Origin of the sequence: Xenorhabdus cabanillasii (assembly GCF_003386665.1) — a bacterium.
In the GTDB taxonomy this organism is placed as follows: domain Bacteria; phylum Pseudomonadota; class Gammaproteobacteria; order Enterobacterales; family Enterobacteriaceae; genus Xenorhabdus; species Xenorhabdus cabanillasii.
In genome coordinates this window covers 2236588-2257151 of sequence record NZ_QTUB01000001.1, presented here as the reverse complement: position 1 = coordinate 2257151, position 20564 = coordinate 2236588, and the positions used below count along the sequence as shown (strand labels likewise).

Genomic DNA, 20564 nt, shown 5'->3' with positions numbered 1-20564 from the left:
TCATAGGCCAGCTTTTAAGCTTGCTTCAATGAATTTGTCCAAATCACCGTCCAGCACAGACTGCGTATTACGGGTTTCGATACCTGTACGCAAATCTTTAATGCGGGAATCATCCAAAACATAAGAGCGGATCTGACTACCCCAACCGATATCCGATTTGTTCTCTTCCATAGCCTGTTTGTCAGCATTTTTCTTCTGCATTTCCAGCTCGTACAGTTTGGCTTTCAGTTGTTTCATCGCCTGATCTTTGTTTTTATGCTGAGAGCGGTCTGTCTGGCACTGAGTAACAATACCTGTCGGTATGTGAGTAATACGCACCGCAGATTCGGTTTTGTTGACATGCTGACCACCCGCACCAGAGGCACGGTATACGTCGATACGCAAATCAGCAGGATTGATTTCGATATCAATGTCATCATCAACTTCCGGGTAAATAAAGGCTGAGCTGAATGATGTATGACGGCGACCACCAGAATCAAACGGGCTTTTACGTACCAGACGATGTACGCCGGTTTCTGTACGTAACCAACCGTAGGCATATTCACCGATAATTTTGATGGTAGCGGATTTCAGACCTGCAACATCACCATCAGATTCTTCAATAATTTCAGTCTTAAAGCCTTTGGATTCTGCCCAGCGCAGATACATGCGCATCAACATACTCGCCCAGTCCTGTGCTTCCGTACCACCAGAACCTGCCTGTAGATCCAAATAACAGTTTGCACTGTCATATTGGCCAGAGAACATGCGACGGAATTCAAGCTGGCCCAGTTTTTCTTCCAATTGCTCCAATTCAGCTACCGCTTCATTGAAAGTTTCTTCATCATCAGCTTCAACGGCCAGTTCTAACAAGCCGTTTACATCTTCTAAGCCTTGTTCAAGCTGATCAATCGTTTCTACAATGCCTTCCAGTGATGAACGTTCTTTACCCAACGCCTGTGCCCGCTCCGGTTCATTCCAGACATCAGGCTGCTCCAATTCAGCATTGACTTCTTCTAAACGTTCTTTCTTGGCATCATAGTCAAAGATACCCCCTCAGAACTGCTGTCCGCTCAGACAGGTTCTGAATATGGTTTTTTACCGGATTAATTTCAAACATATTTCGTGTCTTATACGTTGTGTTTTTATAAAAAACGATGGTTTTTACAGAAAGATGATCGTATGGATATTTTCGAACCGCGTATTGTAACGGATCTGGCAAAGGGTTTATAGCATTTCAAGTGACTTGCCACATAATCACATTTGATTATGTGGCAATGGATAAATGGTTAGTCACACTACCTTAGCCACTCGATCGACTCAGTCAGTAAAGCCAATTCAGTGAGGCCAGATGTGCTGGATTAAAAGCTGAATATCACGGTTACCGCGAAATTCGTTGATATCCAGTTTATAAGCCAGTTCCACCGTTTTAACGCTGTTATCTGGCCAGAATTTTGTATCGATGTTAAACGCAATACCATCCAACATCGGCCCTCCTTTTAACGGCTCAAGCATGACTTTCAGATGATTTTCACCAACAATCCGCTGTTGCAGAAGCTTGAATTTACCGTCAAATACCGGCTCAGAAAATGCCTGCCCCCAAGGACCTCCATCCCGCAGGATCTCAGCAACTTCCAGTGACAGCTCTTTTAATGCCAGCTCACCATCACTCCAGACGACACCTTCAAGCTGAGTGATATCCAGCCAGTCTGCCAACAACTCAGAGAAATGGCGCTGAAACTGGTCGAATTTATCCTGCTCAATCGATAACCCGGCTGCCATGGCATGGCCACCGAATTTCAGCATTAAACCCGGATATAAGGTATCAAGACGCTCAAGAGCATCTCGCATATGTAGTCCATTTACGGAGCGGCCTGAACCTTTCAGTGTTCCGTCTCCCGCAGGAGCAAAAGCGATAACCGGACGATGAAAACGCTCTTTAATACGAGATGCCAAAATGCCCACAACTCCCTGATGCCATTCAGGGTGATAAATAGCCAGCCCGTAAGGTAATTCAGTATGAGTTCGTTCAATTTGGTCACAGATCTGCAAGGCTTCCTGCTGCATACCCTGTTCAATTTCACGGCGGGTTTGGTTCAATCCATCTAATTCACAGGCAATCTGTCGTGCCTGTACAAGATCATCAGTCAACAACAATGCAACACCAACGGACATATCATCCAGTCGCCCTGCTGCATTTAACCGCGGGCCAAGAGAGAATCCCAAATCGCTGGCAGCCAGCTTTCCTGATTCCCGTTTGGAAACTTCCAGTAATGCACGAATACCGGCACAACAACGCCCTGCCCGGATCCGGTTCAATCCCTGATACACCAGAATACGGTTGTTGGTATCGAGAGGAACGACATCTGCCACTGTTCCCAATGCCACCAAATCAAGCAATTCTGCCAGATTGGGCAAAGGAATACCCTGTTGCTCAAACCATTCTATTTTACGTAGTTCCGCTCTGAGTGCGGACATCAGGTAAAAGGCAACACCAACACCCGCCAATGCTTTCGAAGGAAAGGAGCAATCCACCAGATTGGGGTTGATGATAGCATCTGCGGCTGGCAGTATTTCTCCCGGCAAATGGTGATCTGTGACGATCACTTTAATGCCATGCTGATGTGCTGTCGTAACACCATCATGGGAAGAGATCCCATTATCGACTGTAATGATCAGATCAGCCCCTTTTTTGGCGACATCATTCACAACCTGCACACTTAAGCCATAACCATCGTCAAAACGATTAGGCACAAAATAATCCAGATCACGATATCCCATTGCACGTAATGCACGGATGCTTAATGCGGTACTGGTTGCTCCATCAGCATCAAAATCACCGACAATAACAATGCGCCAATGTTGGTGCAATGCTGCGATAAGCAAGGAAACAGCCTCTTCAATGCCATTGAGAGATTGATAATTGAGTAGCCCTTTTGCTCCGCGTTCTAACTCATCAGCCTGGCGTATACCTCGCGTAGCATATAAACGGCGCAATAACGGATGGATACTATCGGGAAGGTGGCTATCATCCGCCGCTGGACGGCGGCGGAGTTGTGTTTTTCTATTCACTGGGCTTAATTCACTACCTGTTATTCACTAAATCAGGATCTGTTGGCGATGATTATTCAGCATGCTGTGCTAATGCGTCAGCTAAATCTTTTGGCGGCATAAAACCACTAATCATACTGCCATCTTTGAGTATCATAGCTGGTGTTCCACTGACACCAAACTGTAAGCCTAGCTCATAATGTTTGGCAATATCCTTTTTACAACTTTCAATAGGCGAAACTTTCTCGCCTTTAAAAGCATCATCCAATGCTTTAGCAGGCTTCGCACTGCACCAAATAGATTGCATATCTTTCGCTGATTGGTGTTGCAAGCCATTACGAGGGAATGCCAGATAACGGATAGTGATTCCCTCATCATTATATTCTTTAATATTTTCATGTAACTTATGGCAATATCCACAAGTAATGTCTGTAAATACAGTAACTACATGTTTTTCTTTTGGAGCCTTATAAATGATCATTTGATCTTTCAAAGATTCCAGTTTTTCTACCAAAGCCTTATTAATCACTTGTTTTGGTACTTTTCCACTGAGATCGTAAAGTGGCCCCTGGAACAGATATTTACCATCATTGGATATATAAAGTGTTCCGTGCTGGGTTAAAGCAGTACTTACCCCGGTAATATGCGATGGAGTGATGCTTTCTGCCTTAAGCCCCATTTTTGACAATGAATCATTAATCTTGCTGTCGTCAGCAAAGGTATTGTTAGCAAAAGTAGTTAGTATCAAGGAAAGACAAAACACAATCTTCTTCATTACTTTGTTCCTTTTTTCACCTTTTTTCGCAACCTATTCATAAGCAGTTGTCAATGAACAACATTTATGAATTGTTATCCGCGAGGATGATGTTGTTGATGCAGCACTTTAAGACGTTCAGTTGCCACATGTGTATAAATTTGTGTTGTGGAGAGATCACTATGTCCGAGTAACATCTGCACAACCCGTAAGTCAGCGCCATGATTGATTAAATGAGTTGCAAAAGCATGACGTAAAACGTGCGGGGATAAACGTTCGGAATCAATACCAGCCGATACAGCATAATGTTTGATCCGATGCCAAAAAGTCTGGCGCGTCATCTGTGTTCCCCGTTTACTGGGAAAAAATACATCGGACACTATGCCATTCAGTAACCATGGGCGTCCATACTCTAGATATTGTTCCAGCCAGTGGAGAGCTTCTTCTCCTAAAGGAACTAACCTCTCTTTGTTCCCTTTACCCACGATCCTGACAACACCCTGACGTAAACTCACATCCGATAATGTTAACCCAACCAATTCGGATACGCGTAACCCACAGGCATAAAGCACTTCAAGCATCGCTTTATCCCGCAGTTCTATTGGTTGATTAATCGAGGGAGCGTTTAGCAAATCTTCAACCTGCTTTTCGCTTAAATCTTTTGGTAAGCGCTTAGGTAATTTGGGAGCAGATAAAAGCGCGGTTGGATCATCCGTCCGCATTTTTTCACGATAGAGATACTGAAACAATCTGCGCATGGCACTCAACAAACGTGCAGAGCTACTGGCTTTATAACCACCATCCACCCGTTCAGCCAAAAATGATTGTAGTTCGATAGACTGTACAGAAAGCAAATCATAGCCACCATGCACCAGCCAATTATTCAGAGATTGTAAATCAAGCCGATAAGAAGCCAATGTGTTTTCTGCCAGATCTTTTTCCAGCCAGATCGTATCCAAAAATTGTTCTATCAGGGGATTAGCCGATGGGCTTTGTTCCGATACATCAGTTTTTAATACGTGTTTGCTTGGCACAAGCCCTCCTTTATATCTGTGCCTTCCGATCGGCTATTATGCCTGAAAAAGTAATTCTTCTGTTACAATACCCTCTCTTATATTAGAAATTCTCTGATAAATAATGATGAAAATTGGTCTCTTTTACGGCTCTACCACTTGCTATACTGAAATGGTAGCAGAAAAAATACGCGATATTCTTGGTGAGGATCTGATTGACCTGCACAACGTCAAAGATTGTGATCCTAAATTGATGGAAGAATATTCTGTCTTGATCTTCGGCATTCCTACATGGGATTTCGGTGAAATACAGGAAGATTGGCTGACCATTTGGGATCAACTTCCATCACTGAATTTGACAGGGAAAATTGTTGCCATGTATGGCATGGGAGATCAAATTGATTACAGCGAATGGTTTCTGGATGCCCTGGGAATGCTGTATCACCTTTTACTTCCTGCAGGCGTACAGTTTATCGGCTTCTGGCCGATTGAAGGTTATGAATTCACCAGTCCAAAGCCACTGACCGAAGATGGCAAGCAGTTTGTCGGCCTTGCTCTGGATGATGTGAACCAGTTTGAAGAGACTGATGAGCGTTTGAATCAATGGTGTATGCAGATATTGGCAGAGATGGAAGCACTATTTTAACATCAATTAAGCTTTTTTAAGAGTTCAGAGCGGGTCTGAAAGGCTAACCCAAAGAAAGCAGCCAGGAAGGCTGCTTTATCTGATCACTTGCAATCGTCAGAAATTTTAATAAGAGCGGCTTTATGAACTACGTCATTTTCAGAAGCAAACACAGCAATACCTTTGACGGACTTACCCGCTTTCAGTGTGCCTTGATTCAGGTCTTCATCAACTGTATCCAGACTAAATTCTTTTTTGTCAGGAGAGTAAGCTTTCAGACAAAGCTTCGACAAATCAATATCCTTACCGGATAAGTTCGCTACTGCAACTTCAAAGGATTTAGTGTAAGCATTTTTGCCACCCACTGATATAGAGCCGTTAGATTTCTCCGTAGAATAAACAGCAACATTATCAAGAGCAGAGGCGTGTGCAGTAAAACAAAAGCCAGCCAAAGCAACTGATGCGACAAGCGTGGAAACCTTCATATAAGTCCCTTCTTTAGTTGAAATCATCGTAGTAACTGTACGTATGCAAGATACAGTCTCAATTATAATACTACTTTTAAGTAACTAATCCATCAGTAAAGTGACATTTCAATATTATTGCAGGATTGGGGGATATTTTTAAATTGCAATAACACAAAATAATTCAGATTATTACCACTTATAATCAACTCAAAAAAGAAAAAATCTTGTAGAAATTTTATCTAAAGACCCTGATTACTTTAAAGTTAATTATTATTGAACTAATTCTCTTTCATCAAACCTCAACACTCCCTGATGATAAATTACTAGTTATTATTAGAAACATATTGTTCACAAATACATTGGCATTAATTTATAACCAATAAATATATAAGAAAATGTAAATCCTATTTACGAAATTAATTCACTACCATAAAAAATTGAGAAATATGTGCTAACGCTTAAATAATTTAACAAGTAAAACCAACAACAATTTAAAAAAAATTTAACAACATGTACGCCAACATATTTGTTAGAAATCCCATACAATAATGATGGAAAAAATTTAATATCAAGACTACATCAAGTAATTTTATTTGTTTTGCTTTCTTTTTCATTATCATTAGAGACAACACTAAAACAAAATATATAGAGCTAATGCGGTTTCATTCGCTATAGTTGTTTCTAAAAGAGTCCTGATAAACTGGCTCAGGCTACAAAGATTTAATTAAAATTGAATCACTCATGCCTATAATATAATCAAAATTAAGTCACTTAGCAGTGCTTGACACCATAAAAGTGCTATGTTATCTATATGTCTAACAGTCACATAAACAAATTTTTTTATATTTAGTCATAATCATAGAACATGATTATATAGTTACTTTTTATTAAGATATTAGCACCTCAATTCTCTGAGGTGTTTATAAGGATATTATCGAGAGAAAATAAACTTGATAATTTAATTAAAGCAGTCAAGAAACCGTAACAGCGGAAATCAACGCTGCAATTTATATTAGTAGTTATTTCAATAAACGCCAACATAATGGGAAAGTACAATGGTTGAAAATACAATGGTTATAAAATCCGTAACAACTCCGAGTGTAGTACAATTAACTCCTGATGATAGAAGTGGATATCCACCCGTTGAAAAGCAAATAGCGGGAGAGATAATACGTGTACTAAACTTTAGGCAAACAGATGAAGGTCACACAGCAGCACATGGAATTGAATATCGAGCTAAGAAAGTAATATTAGCATACGCTTTAGCGGTAAGTGGTATTCATAATGAATCTCAGCTTCCAGAGGACTATTATAAGAATAAGGATACCGCAGATAAAATTTATCAAGAATACATGTCTAATCTTTCATCTGCACTATTGGGTGAGAATGGTGATCAAATTTCTAAAGATATGGCAAACGGTTTTTACAAGAACGAACTGGATTTTGAAGGTGAATATCCTGAAAATACCTGGGATGTTCCTAATCTTGAAAATAAACCATTAAGAGATTATTCAGATGAAGATAAATTATTAGCACTATATTTCTTTTCTTCACAGGAAATTCCACTGGAGGAAAATCAACAATCAAACGCTGCAAGATTTTTTAAATTAATTGATTTTTTATTTATCTTATCTGCTGTAACATCACTAGGAAAAAGGATTTTTTCAAGTAATTTTTACAATGGTCTAGAAACTAAATCATTAGCGAATTATATTGAGAGAAAGAAACTTTCTAAACCTTTCTTTCGGCCACCGCAGAAGTTACCTGATGGCAGAATAGGTTATCTGGCCGGTCCAACAAAAGCGCCTAAATTACCAACAATGTCTTCTACAGCAACAGCGTCTACAGCAGCTCCATCTAAATGGAGAGTTAGTTTACAAAAACTTAAAGATAATAAATCCAGGAATGCATTTGCTAAAATGGATGATGCTTCAAAACAAAAATATAGTTCACTTATAAAAGAGGTACAAAAGGGTAGTGATCCACGTACAGCAGCAACAAGTATTGGTACAAAAAGCGGCAGTAACTTCGAAAAACTGCAAGGTAGAGATTTATATAGTATAAGGCTAAGCCAAGAACACAGGGTAACATTCACTATAAATAATACTGACAAAATAATGGAGATTCAGAGTGTTGGAACTCATTACCAAAATATATAGTCTGATTTATAGTAGTGATAAGACGTGAGATAAATGTGAGAGGTTGTAATTCTATTGCACTTCCTCAGAGGTGACCGCCCAGGCGGTCACCGAATTCGCCAATAAAACAGCTTATTGCCATTCTCCAGTCCAGCAGTGACATTGTCCATTTATTAACCACAACAGATTCTCCACATACAGGAATAATACAGTCAGATTCTCATGCTCTTTCTGCCTTTTCTTTCCACAATTCTGTACTACGCATAATCTGGCTAAAACTACGCCAAGCTTCAACCGACATACTATCCGATGCCACCCATAATTGAATATTAGGCCGGAGGCAAAAACTTTCCGCTTGCTCAAAAGTACGCAGTGTGAGCATTATTCCATAACGGCTAAGCCACGGTGGCTGAGTAATTTTCCATCTTTCTTTTTGCCAGTGTACTTTATTGCCACGAAACAGTATTAGTTTTCCCCGGCACTGCATGATATTTCTCTGGCTCCTTATCCAACTCACCACTATAGAGATAATGATCGGCGGCAGAAGCCAGACATAAAAACTATTGGCAAACCAGGGTGCTAATAGAGCAGCCAGAGCAATCACTCCATGCACGCCAGAGGAAAACAGGCGGGTTCGGAGAGATATTCTCAATTCACCGTACCACAGGGCCACGAGCTTGGTTTCTGCTTTGAATCAATTGCACCATGTTGAAAAGCTCCTCATCTTCCGGGCGACCATGATTCATCAGCCAATTGAAAAGATCAGGATCTGGACATTCCAGCAAACGAACAAAAATGCGCTTTTCATCATCACTCAACGAGTCATATTCATATTCAAAAAATGGCATGATAGAAATATCCAGTTCGCGCATCCCGCGACGGCATGCCCAGTGAATACGCGCTTTATTGTCAATATCCATGTTTAAAAAGCCTCTTGATTATTTTCATTCGTGCCATTGGGACGGCAATGCTTTATCACTGTAAAACCTGTTACAGTAAGAACCTGTAATTATCAACAATTCTGGGCTGTTTTTCATCATTGACAGCGATTGAACTGTTGGTATCTCTACAATATGCGAAGAATATCGCAATAAAATGTATCGCAACAATCTGCCAGTAAACCTTCAACCAGCAAATAACAAGAATAACTCCTTTGCATTGAGCTTCATCTCTTTTACCATTAACGTTATTTCTCAGATAGTTTATGGCAGGAGCTGTTATGGCTTACCAAATTCCGTTTTCTGCACAATCTCCATTATCTTCTACAACTCTTCCACTGACATTAATTTCCCTTGATGATTGGGCAATGGCCACTGCAACCGGAACTGATACAGAAAAATATCTGCAAGGTCAGGTGACAGCAGATATTAATTCCCTGGATGAAAATCAATATGTACTATGCGCCCACTGTGATGCCAAAGGGAAGATGTGGAGCAACCTGCTGCTGTTTCATCGTGGAGAAGGTTTTGCCTATATTGAACGTCGTTCGGTATTGGATACCCAACTGGCTGAATTAAAAAAGTATGCGGTATTCTCCAAAGTGACCTTTGCCAAAGACGAAAAAAATATCTTGCTTGGTATTGCCGGAGCGGGCAGTCGGGAGGCACTGACAACACTATCATGTTTTCCCACTTTACCTGACACAGAAACAGCAGTTATCCAACATGAAACAACAACTATTCTTCATTTCTCTCTCCCTACAGAACGTTTTCTTTTGGTTACAGATAACACTACTGCAACCAGATTAGCAGAAGTGTTAGTCGAAAAATTTCAGGCACAATTGAACGATAGCCAACAGTGGCTGGCGCTGGAGATTGAAGCAGGGTTTCCCGTAATTGATGGAGCAAGCAGCGCACAATTTATTCCACAGGCTACTAATCTTCAGGCCATCAAAGACAGTATCAGTTTCAAGAAAGGCTGCTATACCGGTCAGGAAATGGTAGCACGTGCTAAATACCGCGGGGCTAATAAGCGGGCAATGTACTGGCTGGCAGGTAGCGCATCTTCTCTTCCTGTAGCTGGTGATGAACTGGAGTGGCAGTTAGGCGATAAATGGCGCCGGACTGGCTCAGTTCTTGCTGCGGTCAAATTAGCCGATGGCTCTGTTTGGGTGCAAATCGTTATGAGCAATGATATGGAAACAGATAATGTATTCCGTATTCGCAACGATGAAGGGCATTCTCTCTCTATTCAGACACTGCCTTATTCATTGGAAGAAAAATAATATTTGAGGTTTAATTTCTTATGGTATCGACTGTATCTCCTGTTAATTTCGGCCCGTTTACCGATATTATCGCCTTTATCATGGAGCTGGATAAATTAAAATATGTCCACCGTAAAACGAAAATTCTGAACAATCAGCGCAATGAAAATTCTGCGGAACATAGCTGGCACTTTGCTCTTGCAGTTATCAGTTTTGCCCCTTATGCCGGAGAAATAAATATCAGCCGTGTCATACAGATGGCATTGATTCACGATATTGTGGAAATCGATGCCGGGGATGTTATCGCGTTTGATTTAGCTGCCCGTGAAGCTATTCACGAGCAAGAGGTGCAAGCTGCCAAGCGTATTTTCGGCTTACTGCCAGAAACGCAGAGAGATTATTTTCTGGCCCTTTGGTACGAGTATGAAGACGGTGAAACACCTGAAGCGCGCTTCGCCAAAATGCTCGACAGGGTCATGCCAGTATTTATGAATCTGCATAATAATGGGCAGAGTTGGGTAGAAAATGATATTCGTTTTGAACAAGTCTTTAACCTGCTCCAGTTTATTTCTGAAAGTTACCCTGAATTCTGGAAATATTTGCTACCACAACTGGAAGCAGCAAGAGAAAAAGGCTGGTTGAAGGAATAATCTTCTATCTCCAATTAAAATCGTTCAGTTTACCGTCACGACTTAAAAACCGTCGTGACGATTATATCAATCAATTTAACTTCATATATTGGTTAGCCAATTTATCGAGAAAAACAAATAATTTATTGTTCATCTCACTATAATCATGGGAGCGTAATATTTCCGGTGTTTGAACAAATGTATACTCATCTGCTTTACTAAGGTCTTTTTCTGAATTTTGAATGAGCAATTCAACTACCTCTGTAGTCAGCTCCATATGGCACTGGAAAGCATAAACCAGACTTTGGTATTCAATGATCTGTCTGGGGCAACCTTCACTAAAAGCGATAATTTTTGCATCCCGAGTCAAACCCGGCATATCGTTATGCCAATGCCCAACTTCAAGAAGTTCACCGAAATGAGTAAATTTATCATTTTTTAAACCTTCCTCGGTAAGCATAATTGGATACTTTCCTATTTCTTTCTCAGGACTATGCTCAAAAACAGCCCCCAATGCTTCTCCAATTAACTGTGCGCCAAGACAGATACCAATAACTACCTTATCTGATGCAATCGCTTTTACAATAAGTTGCCTTTCCGCTGCTGCATCAAAATGTGCGCAGTCAGCCGTTGTGGTTGCAGGGCTTTGCGGCTCTCCCATGACTATCAGAAAATCAATACCCTCAACTGAATCTGGTAATTTATCGCCAAGATAAACCCGTGAAAATGTAGTCTGATATCCTCTTGCGTTAGCCCAATCTTCATATGCCCCGGGAGCTTCAAAATATTCATGTACCACAAAATGGATTCTTATCACTTTATCACCTTAGAAAAAGGTTGAATTATTCCAGCGGATGTCACTAGCTGATACAAATATTTTTCAGAATTAGTCAAATTTAAAAAAGCAGTGTGAGATGACTCTCAACACTGCTTTTATTTCTAATCGATTTTATTCTAAATCAATTAGCGACATCATGATTACCGATAATCTTCAATCGGTACACAGGAACAATGCAAGTTACGATCCCCATACACATCATCAAGACGTTTCACTGTCGGCCAATATTTATTTGCTTTTGTTTCTGCTGTCGGGAAAACAGCAGTTTCACGGCTGTACGCATGATCCCAGTCAGCAATCAGCTCCGCCTGAATATGTGGTGCATTCACCAGCGGGTTATCTTCCAATGGCCAGTCACCTTCCGCTACTTTTTTGATTTCGCCGCGGATTGCCAGCATCGCATCAATAAAACGATCAATTTCGATCTTACTTTCTGATTCTGTTGGCTCAACCATCAGTGTTCCAGCGACAGGGAATGACATGGTTGGAGCATGGAAGCCATAGTCAATCAAACGCTTGGCGATATCCATTTCACTAATACCAAATTCTTCTTTCAGTGGGCGAATATCCAAAATACATTCATGGGCAACATAACCATCGCGGCCGGTATAAAGGATTTCATAAGCACCTTTCAGACGAGCTGCGATGTAGTTTGCATTCAGGATCGCAGCCTGACTGGCTTGTTTCAACCCTTTTGCCCCCATCATGCGGATGTACATCCAGCTAATCGGCAGGATAGACGCACTGCCAAATGGTGCGGCCGATACTGCTCCCGATGTGGTTAATGCTCCCATTTCCACCACAGAATGCCCCGGAAGGAAAGGAGCAAGATGTTTTTTCACACCAATCGGCCCCATCCCCGGACCACCACCACCATGCGGAATACAGAAGGTTTTATGCAGGTTCAGGTGTGAAACGTCAGCACCAATAAAGCCAGGAGTTGTGATCCCAACCTGAGCATTCATATTTGCACCATCAAGATAAACCTGCCCACCATTTTGATGAATAATGTCGCAAATCTGGCAGATGGTTTCTTCATATACACCATGAGTTGATGGATAGGTAACCATGATACAAGCCAGTTCATCACGGTGTTTTTCCGCTTTCTCATACAGATCTGCCAGATCGATATTGCCTTCTTTATCACAATTCACCACAACCACAGTCATACCTGCCATATGCGCAGATGCAGGGTTTGTGCCATGGGCTGATCTTGGGATCAGGCAGATATGACGGTGTTGTTCACCGCGGCTGGCGTAGTAATGACGAATTGCCAGTAAGCCAGCATATTCTCCTTGAGCACCAGAGTTTGGCTGCATAGATACCGCATCGTATCCTGTCAGTAATACCAGCCAATGTGAGAGCTGGTTAATCAATTGTTGATAACCCTGGGCTTGTTCTGGCGGGCAGAAAGGATGCAGGTCAGTAAATTCAGGCCATGTGATCGGTATGAGTTCAGCGGCCGCATTCAGTTTCATTGTGCATGATCCTAATGGGATCATCGCCTGATTCAGTGCCAGATCTTTACGTTCCAGGCTATGTATATAGCGCATCATATCTGTTTCACTATGATAACGGCGGAAGGTATCATGGGTCAGAATTGCATCATCGCGCAGCATTGAAACCGGTATGGATTGGCTGTTCTCTGATACTTCACTATCAAGAGCATCAACATCTAACACGGTTTCAGAACCAGTTAAAACTTGATACAGGGTTATCAAGTCTGCACGACTGGTTTTTTCACTCAATGACACGCCAACAGCACCAAGAATATCAGTACGTAAGTTGATTTGTGCTTTTTCCGCTCGTGCCAGTATTGATGCCTTATCGATGGCTTCTACAGCCAATGTATCAAACCATGTTTTGTGACGCAGCGTTATGCCCGCTTTTTGTAGACCCGCAGCCAAAATATCGGTCAATCGATGAATGCGCCCCGCAATTCTTTTCAGACCTCCGGCACCGTGGTAAACCGCATACATACCAGCAATATTTGCCAGTAATACCTGTGAGGTACAGATATTGGAGTTCGCCTTTTCACGGCGAATATGCTGTTCACGTGTTTGCATCGCCATACGCAATGCCCGGTTGCCAGCGGCATCGCGGGAAACACCTATAATACGACCCGGCATTGAGCGTTTATATTCGTCACGGCAAGCAAAGAATGCAGCATGCGGGCCGCCGTATCCCATTGGAATACCGAAACGCTGTGCTGAACCAAAGACGATATCAGCGCCCTGTTTGCCCGGTGCCGTCAGCATAACCAGTGCCATAATATCAGCGGCAACACTGACAATAATTTTTTGCTGTTTCAGTTTTGCGATAAGATCACTGTAATCATGGATCTGACCTGTAGTACCAACTTGTTGCAGTAAAACGCCAAAAATACCCTCTAATTCCAGTACTTTTTCTGCTTTATCAACAATGACATCAAACCCGAATGTTGCCGCTCGTGTGCGCACCACATCTAATATCTGTGGGTGAATATCATCAACTACGAAGAAACGCTCCGCATTTTTCAGTTTGCTAACCCGTTTTGCCATTGCCATCGCTTCGGCTGCTGCGGTGGCTTCATCTAACAGGGATGCTGAAGCAAGATCTAAACCGGTCAGATCAATAGTGACTTGCTGGAAATTCAGTAAGGCTTCTAATCTCCCTTGAGAAACTTCAGGTTGGTAAGGCGTATATGCTGTGTACCAACCGGGATTCTCCAGTAAATTACGTAAGATAACCGGCGGTAGTATTGCGGGGGCATACCCCATACCAATATAAGATTGATAACGTTTGTTCTGACCCGCCATTGCTTTCAGTTCAGCCAGTGCCTGTTGCTCTGTCGCACCTTCACCTACTGCTGGTGGTTCTGGCAATGCGATATCACGGGGAACAATTTTATTGGTAAGATCGTCAAGAGAGTTCGAGCCAACGATTGCCAGCATTTCTTTTTGCTGTTCAGCAGAGGAACCAATGTGGCGACGAATAAATTCACCTTGATTTTCAAGTTGGATTAGAGTCTGGATCATTGATAATAATTTCCTGAAACTAGCTAAAAACGGCACACATAAAAAAACGCCCCACTCACTGTATGACGTCGGCGACGTTGGTGATGTGGGGCGGAAATATTTACTCTTCTTCTTCCAATAATGACCGATAACTTTCTGCATCCAGCAGGTTGGTCAATTCACTTTCATCAGTAACTTTGATGCGGAATAACCAGCCTTCGTTATAAGGCTCGCTATTCACTAATTCGGGTGAACCTTCTAAAGCAGGGTTGACTGCGATAACTTCACCACTCAGCGGTGCGTAAATATCGGAAGCCGCCTTGACTGATTCAACGACTGCACAATCATCACCACTGTTTATGACCGCTCCGATTTCAGGCAAGTCAACGAACACCATATCACCCAATAGTTGCTGGGCATGTTCGGTAATACCCACGGTATATTCGCCATTTCCTTCAGAGCGAATCCATTCGTGTGATTCGGTATATTTTAGTTCGGTTGGTACATGACTCATCGGTTCCATCTCCTTATTTTTATTCATTAAAATGTTGCGACCAAAATCATCCTACAAGCGATTTTCCCATCCTGACAAAACCCGGTTTAACAACCTGAACCGACATCTCGCGATTACGGATCTGGACAATCGCCTGTTCTCCAACCCCTTGCGGCATCCTGGCAAGGGCAATACTGAATCCTAATGTAGGTGAGAATGTTCCACTGGTAATAACACCAAAACGTACTTCACCAGTTTCATCAGTGAAACTAACCGTTAACCCACTGCGCAAGACGCCTTTTTCACGCATGATTAACCCAACCAATTGTTCTGTCCCAGCTTCACGCTGTTTCAACAGAGCTTCACGGCCAATAAATTGGCGCTCTTCCGGTGCCCATGCAATCGTCCATCCCATATTCGCAGCCAAAGGTGAGATGGATTCATCCATTTCCTGACCATAAAGGTTCATACCGGCTTCAAGGCGCAGTGTATCCCGTGCTCCCAGTCCCGCTGGTTTAACTCCTTCTTTCAGTAACTGCTGCCAAAAATCAACAGCTTGTTCCTGAGGCAATGCAATTTCATAACCCGCTTCACCGGTATAACCGGTAGTTGCGATAAATAAGTCACCAGATTGCACACCAAAGAAAGGTTTCATGCCTGCAATGGATTGCTTTTGCTCATTATTTAACAAAGACTGGACTCTGGATTGTGCGTTAGGACCTTGAACTGCAATCAGCGCCAAGTCATTACGAACGGTGATCTCAACAGAGTATTTCTCCGCATGTTGTTGGATCCAAGCTAAATCTTTTTCACGAGTTGCCGAGTTAACGACCATGCGATAAAAATTATCAGTGAAAAAATAGACAATCAGGTCATCAATAACACCAGCGGAAGCATTAAGCATGCCGGTATAAAGCGCCTTACCTTTTTCAGTCAGCTTAGCAACATCATTTGCCAGAAGATAACGGAGAAAATCACGGCAACCTGCGCCGTGCAAATCCATAATGGTCATATGGGAAACGTCGAACATACCTGCGTCAGTACGCACCGCGTGATGCTCGTCGATTTGTGAACCGTAGTGAAGGGGCATCATCCAGCCATGAAAATCCACCATGCGCGCCCCGCATGTCAGATGCTGATCATATAGTGGGGTGTGTTTTGACATTATTTCCCTCTTTCCATTTTTGACATGAAAACGTTCTTGATCTGAATAACATATATACGGCGTATTAACCGGCAAATGTTGGATCATGAAACAAAGAAGCGGTTAATGACGCAAACGATACCTTGGACTAGAAGTTATCACTGAAAATGGAAATGAACCATAAAATAAATTATCAACATAACAATGATGCCTTCAAAAACCCTTCACTATCATGCGGAATTTTTTTCTATTTTATTGTGTGGGAACGCTAAAAAATGGCAGTAATATGTAAAAAATATTCTTTTTTTTATTACAAACAGACTAAAGTGTGAAGCAAACCAACTGAATACACTTTAGCCTGATATAAAAAAAACTAATCCCAAATAAGAGGAAAAATTAGATTTTTTCAACTGAAGAGGTTTGAGTAATCAACCAATCCGGCAGATCATGAAGACCCATCGCATGACGGAGTAATTGTGGCTTTATTCCGGGGAAACTGTTAGCCAAAGTCAGCCCTAGATCACGAAATAGTTTCTTGACAGGATTATTCCCATCAAATAGCTGCCGAAATCCCTGCATACCAGCCAGCATGACAGCCGCACTGTGTTTACGGCGACGCTCATAACGACCAAGATAGAGATATTGACCGATATCTTTGCCTTGCTGGTTCAAACGGATCAATTCTCCGATCAACTCTGCTACATCCATAAACCCCAGATTGACTCCCTGCCCGGCCAATGGATGGATTGTATGTGCTGCATCTCCCAATAAAGCTAACCGATGTGCAGCAAAATTCCGGGCATAGCGTCCTATTAATGGGATAGTCTGACGGTCACTGATCAACTCACACTGCCCAAGTCGCATGTCAAAAGTGACACTCAATTGCCGGTTAAACAACTCAGTCTCCATTGTCTTGCGCTGTTGCGCCGCTTCCGCAGGCAATGACCAGACAATAGAGCATAAATGAGGATCAGAAAGTGGCAGGAAAGCAAGAATACCATCCCCATGAAAAACCTGGCGCGCAACCCCTTTATGAGGTTCCACAGTACGAATAGTCGCAACCAATGCATAATGTTCGTAATCCCAGAAAGTCAGTGGAATATCTGCATGCTGACGCAACCATGAATGAGCACCATCTGCACCAACAACTAACCGTGAAGTCAACATTCGCTCGTCGGACAGGGTAATAAAAGCTTCGTTTTCTCCCCAGACAACATTCTTAAGAGAAACAGGGGTAAACATGGTTACATCAGATAAACTTTCAGCCTGTTGCCAAAGAGCCTGTCGGATCACATTATTTTCGATAATGTGTCCAAGATGATTGAGGCCATTTTCCGCCGCATTGAACTGAATACGACCGAAGCTATCCTGATCCCAGACTTCCATCCCCTGATAAGGGCTGGCACGCATTGCGAGGAGCTTCTGCCAAACACCGAGATGGGTTAATAACCGTTCGCTGGCTGCATTGATGGCAGAAACACGCAACGCATGTTCATCATCGGTATGAAAAATACTGGTTGGTGGATGCTCTTCTACAATCGCGATGCGCAAGCCGCTACCATGTAAACCACAGGCCAGCGCAAGGCCAACCATACCGCCTCCTGCGATCACCACATCAAATGATTGCATGTTTTTATTTCCTCTTAATCTGACTTATTCTGCCATTGAATGATGGGCAACCCAACCCAATGTCTGACGGGCCAATGTGCCCTTTATCAGTGGCAACATTTCCATCGTCATCAGGCCAAAATTGCGTCCGATTCTCAACGGAAAATAGTCATTGGCAAACAACCTGACCAGCCCATCAGTAATACCGATTGTTACCTCACGATCTGCAAAGCGTTGCTGTTGATAACGAGTCAGAACGTTATAAGAGCCGATATCGTGCCCCTCAATCGCAGCAGCCGAAATAACCTGAGCTAATGCCATTACATCACGCATACCTAAGTTAAAGCCCTGCCCTGCGATTGGATGCAGAGTTTGAGATGAATTACCTACTAATGCCAAACGATGGCTGATCTGCTGTTTGGATGTAGATAAAGTCAGTGGGTAACTGTACCGCTGACCTGTTTCCAACATTTTTCCCAGGCGCCAGCCAAACGCTTTTTGCAGTTGACGGAGAAACTCGGCATCTTCCCACTGATTAATTTCCGTCCATTTATCCAATGGATGACACCAGACTAACGAGCTGCGCCCTTCTGACATTGGCAGCAGTGCCAGCGGGCCATGTTCAGTAAAGCGCTCAAATGCCCGGCCTCGGGGATGTTCAGATGTCAGGACATTGGCAATGATGGCAACCTGACTGTAATCCTGCCGCTGCCACAGGATATTACAGGCTTTTGCTACGGAAGACTGGCTTCCGTCCGCTGCTATCAACAGTTTTCCCGTAAGTTTTTCACCACTATTCAAGGTAATAGAAACTGAAGTGTCCAGACGCTCAACAGCATTCACTTTAGCCGGACAATAAAGTTTGATATTCGGTGCCTGTTTTAATAAATCAAACAAACGGTTTCCGGCATCATGCAGCTCAATAACATTACCCAATGCCGGAATGTCATAATCGTCAGCCCGGATATTGACAAACCCACTACAACCACGGTCACTGACATGAACGTGAGTAATTGGGGTCACACAATCTTTCAGTGCAGACCAGACACCTATCTGGCTCAAACGCTGACATGTACCATCAGCTAAGGCAATCGCCCTTGCATCAAAACCCGGATGTTGCTGTGTTGGCTCTGCTGCTTCAACTAAGGAGACTTGCAACTGCCCCCGGCTCAAAGAAGAAATGGCAAGTGCTAATGTTGCACCAGCCATCCCTCCTCCCACGATAATCACGCTCATTATGATTTGGCTTCCTGATTACTGTAACTCTAACCCTGTTTAGCCTGTGCCATCAGTGCTTCTATTTCATCAGGATCTTTAACGACATACTCAGTCAAATTCTCATTGCCTGATTCTGTAATCACAATATCGTCTTCAATACGGACCCCGATACCGCGGTATTCCGGCGGCACATCAGCATCCGGTGCGATATACAGCCCCGGCTCAACGGTCAGTACCATGCCAGGTTCCAGAATGCGATCACGATCAACACCGTAATGCCCCACATCGTGGACATCCAGCCCAAGCCAATGGCTTAAACCATGCATGAAAAATTGGCGATAGGCATTGGTCTCGATCAAATATTCCACTTCACCATGCATAATGCCCAGTTTAACCAGCTCTTCAACCATGATACGCACAACCTGCTCGGTCACTTCACGAATGCTAGTACCCGGTTTATAAAGTTCAAGGGAGACATTGACGGATTTCAGCACAATGTCATAAATTTCTCGTTGAGGGCGGGTAAATTTGCCATTAACCGGAAACGTCCGTGTAATGTCCCCCGCATACCCTTCATATTCACAACCTGCATCGATCAACACTAAATCGCCATCTTTCATACGACGGTCGTTTTCTGTGTAATGCAGGATACAAGCATTTTCTCCTGCACCAACAATGGTGTTATAAGCAGGGTAGCGCGCACCGTGATAGGTAAATTCATGGTGAATATCAGCTTCAAGCTGATATTCAAACATATTCGGGCGGCAGCTTCGCATAGCTCTGGTATGTGCTTGAGCACTGATTTTCCCGGCTTTGCGCATGATTTCCAACTCAGCTTCTGATTTAAACAAGCGCATTTCATGTAGCCACGGACGCCAGTCTGCCATTATTGATGGGGTACTGAGATTACGACGGCTATTCTTACGTAACTTATTCAGAGCACTGAATACGATCTTATCAGCATATTCAAATTCCCCCTGAGCGTGATAAACCACATCTAACCCATTCAGCAAGAGGTAGAGTTGTTCATCAATATCATTAAATGGCAGAGCACGATCCACCCCCAGTTTTTCTGGAGCGGCTTCCTGCCCAAGCCGACGACCAAACCAGATTTCTGCGGTAAGATCACGCACTCGATTAAACAACACACTGTGGTTGTGAGTTTCATCGCTTTTAATAAGAATAAGAACAGATTCTGGTTCATTAAACCCAGTCAGGTAAAGAAAATCACTGTGCTGACGATAAGAATATTCACTATCTGAGTTGCGTGTCGCAGGCAGGGCCGCAAAAATAATGGCCGCGCTGGCCGGTGCCATTTTTGACAATAATGCCTGACGACGGGATAAATATTCTTGTTTAATCATACCCTCTCCTGCAATCTCGTTATTATTAATAATTAGTTAATTAC

Annotated in this window: 18 protein-coding genes; 4 read left to right on the top strand and 14 right to left on the bottom strand. The window is 42.8% G+C overall.

The window, feature by feature from the left end; genetic code table 11:
* The 4 genes from prfB to xerD form a co-directional block, all read right to left on the bottom strand.
* Positions 1-1099 (bottom strand): peptide chain release factor 2 gene (prfB, locus tag BDD26_RS10790; protein WP_099119400.1). Its coding sequence is split into 2 segments (ribosomal slippage): positions 1-1023 and positions 1025-1099, totalling 1098 coding nucleotides; the frame shifts between segments, so codons are not numbered across the junction.
* A 218-nt stretch (positions 1100-1317) separates the two neighbouring features.
* Positions 1318-3051 (bottom strand): single-stranded-DNA-specific exonuclease RecJ, encoded by a 1734-nt coding sequence (recJ, locus tag BDD26_RS10785; protein ID WP_115826528.1) that lies wholly within the window; start codon positions 3049-3051, stop codon positions 1318-1320.
* Between the two features lie 52 nt (positions 3052-3103).
* Positions 3104-3805, bottom strand: a complete 702-nt coding sequence (gene dsbC / locus BDD26_RS10780; RefSeq protein WP_115826527.1) for a bifunctional protein-disulfide isomerase/oxidoreductase DsbC — start codon at positions 3803-3805, stop codon at positions 3104-3106.
* A 74-nt stretch (positions 3806-3879) separates the two neighbouring features.
* Complete coding sequence (gene xerD, locus BDD26_RS10775; protein WP_115826526.1) at positions 3880-4818, bottom strand: site-specific tyrosine recombinase XerD; 939 nt, start codon at positions 4816-4818, stop codon at positions 3880-3882.
* Positions 4819-4924: 106 nt separating this feature from the next.
* On the opposite strand from xerD, the gene fldB reads away from it, so the two are divergent.
* Positions 4925-5443 (top strand): flavodoxin FldB, encoded by a 519-nt coding sequence (gene fldB, locus BDD26_RS10770; protein WP_038270096.1) that lies wholly within the window; start codon positions 4925-4927, stop codon positions 5441-5443.
* Between the two features lie 83 nt (positions 5444-5526).
* On the opposite strand, the gene BDD26_RS10765 is transcribed toward fldB, so the two are convergent.
* Positions 5527-5907, bottom strand: a complete 381-nt coding sequence (locus BDD26_RS10765) for a DUF4354 family protein (protein WP_115826525.1) — start codon at positions 5905-5907, stop codon at positions 5527-5529.
* A 1037-nt stretch (positions 5908-6944) separates the two neighbouring features.
* On the opposite strand from BDD26_RS10765, the gene BDD26_RS10760 reads away from it, so the two are divergent.
* A complete protein-coding gene (locus BDD26_RS10760; RefSeq protein WP_244922714.1) occupies positions 6945-8048 on the top strand; it encodes a Txp40, insecticidal toxin (previously name A24tox) in 1104 nt (367 codons plus the stop codon).
* A gap of 199 nt (positions 8049-8247) precedes the next feature.
* Here the strand turns inward: BDD26_RS10760 and BDD26_RS10755 are convergent, their stop codons facing one another.
* Together BDD26_RS10755 and sdhE are read right to left on the bottom strand one after the other, a co-directional pair.
* On the bottom strand, positions 8248-8679 hold the full coding sequence (locus BDD26_RS10755) for a protein YgfX (RefSeq protein ID WP_244922713.1): 432 nt from the start codon (positions 8677-8679) through the stop codon (positions 8248-8250).
* A 1-nt stretch (position 8680) separates the two neighbouring features.
* A complete protein-coding gene (sdhE, locus tag BDD26_RS10750; RefSeq protein WP_115826524.1) occupies positions 8681-8947 on the bottom strand; it encodes an FAD assembly factor SdhE in 267 nt (88 codons plus the stop codon).
* 299 nt (positions 8948-9246) lie between these two features.
* Here sdhE and ygfZ point away from each other — a divergent pair, with 299 nt between their 5' ends.
* Together ygfZ and BDD26_RS10740 are read left to right on the top strand one after the other, a co-directional pair.
* On the top strand, positions 9247-10251 hold the full coding sequence (ygfZ, locus tag BDD26_RS10745) for a tRNA-modifying protein YgfZ (protein ID WP_115826523.1): 1005 nt from the start codon (positions 9247-9249) through the stop codon (positions 10249-10251).
* A gap of 20 nt (positions 10252-10271) precedes the next feature.
* Complete coding sequence (locus BDD26_RS10740; protein ID WP_038270081.1) at positions 10272-10880, top strand: HD domain-containing protein; 609 nt, start codon at positions 10272-10274, stop codon at positions 10878-10880.
* 70 nt (positions 10881-10950) lie between these two features.
* Here BDD26_RS10740 and BDD26_RS10735 read toward each other — a convergent pair whose 3' ends face one another.
* The 7 genes from BDD26_RS10735 to pepP all read right to left on the bottom strand — a co-directional run bounded on the left by BDD26_RS10735 (position 10951) and on the right by pepP (position 20520).
* Positions 10951-11673: a type 1 glutamine amidotransferase gene (locus tag BDD26_RS10735; protein ID WP_115827539.1), complete on the bottom strand. Its 723-nt coding sequence runs from the start codon at positions 11671-11673 to the stop codon at positions 10951-10953.
* Positions 11674-11837: 164 nt separating this feature from the next.
* On the bottom strand, positions 11838-14714 hold the full coding sequence (gcvP, locus tag BDD26_RS10730) for an aminomethyl-transferring glycine dehydrogenase (RefSeq protein WP_115826522.1): 2877 nt from the start codon (positions 14712-14714) through the stop codon (positions 11838-11840).
* Between the two features lie 100 nt (positions 14715-14814).
* Positions 14815-15207 carry a glycine cleavage system protein GcvH gene (gcvH, locus tag BDD26_RS10725; RefSeq protein ID WP_038270074.1) on the bottom strand — a complete coding sequence of 131 codons (393 nt, stop codon included), beginning with the start codon at positions 15205-15207 and terminating at the stop codon, positions 14815-14817.
* Positions 15208-15253: 46 nt separating this feature from the next.
* Positions 15254-16351 (bottom strand): glycine cleavage system aminomethyltransferase GcvT, encoded by a 1098-nt coding sequence (gene gcvT, locus BDD26_RS10720; protein WP_115826521.1) that lies wholly within the window; start codon positions 16349-16351, stop codon positions 15254-15256.
* A 375-nt stretch (positions 16352-16726) separates the two neighbouring features.
* Positions 16727-17959, bottom strand: a complete 1233-nt coding sequence (gene ubiI, locus BDD26_RS10715) for an FAD-dependent 2-octaprenylphenol hydroxylase (RefSeq protein WP_115826520.1) — start codon at positions 17957-17959, stop codon at positions 16727-16729.
* A gap of 24 nt (positions 17960-17983) precedes the next feature.
* The gene (gene ubiH / locus BDD26_RS10710) at positions 17984-19174 is read right to left on the bottom strand and encodes a 2-octaprenyl-6-methoxyphenyl hydroxylase (protein ID WP_115826519.1); all 1191 of its coding nucleotides are present in this window, start codon (positions 19172-19174) and stop codon (positions 17984-17986) included.
* 29 nt (positions 19175-19203) lie between these two features.
* Complete coding sequence (pepP, locus tag BDD26_RS10705) at positions 19204-20520, bottom strand: Xaa-Pro aminopeptidase (RefSeq protein ID WP_115826518.1); 1317 nt, start codon at positions 20518-20520, stop codon at positions 19204-19206.
* Positions 20521-20564: the final 44 nt, after the last annotated feature.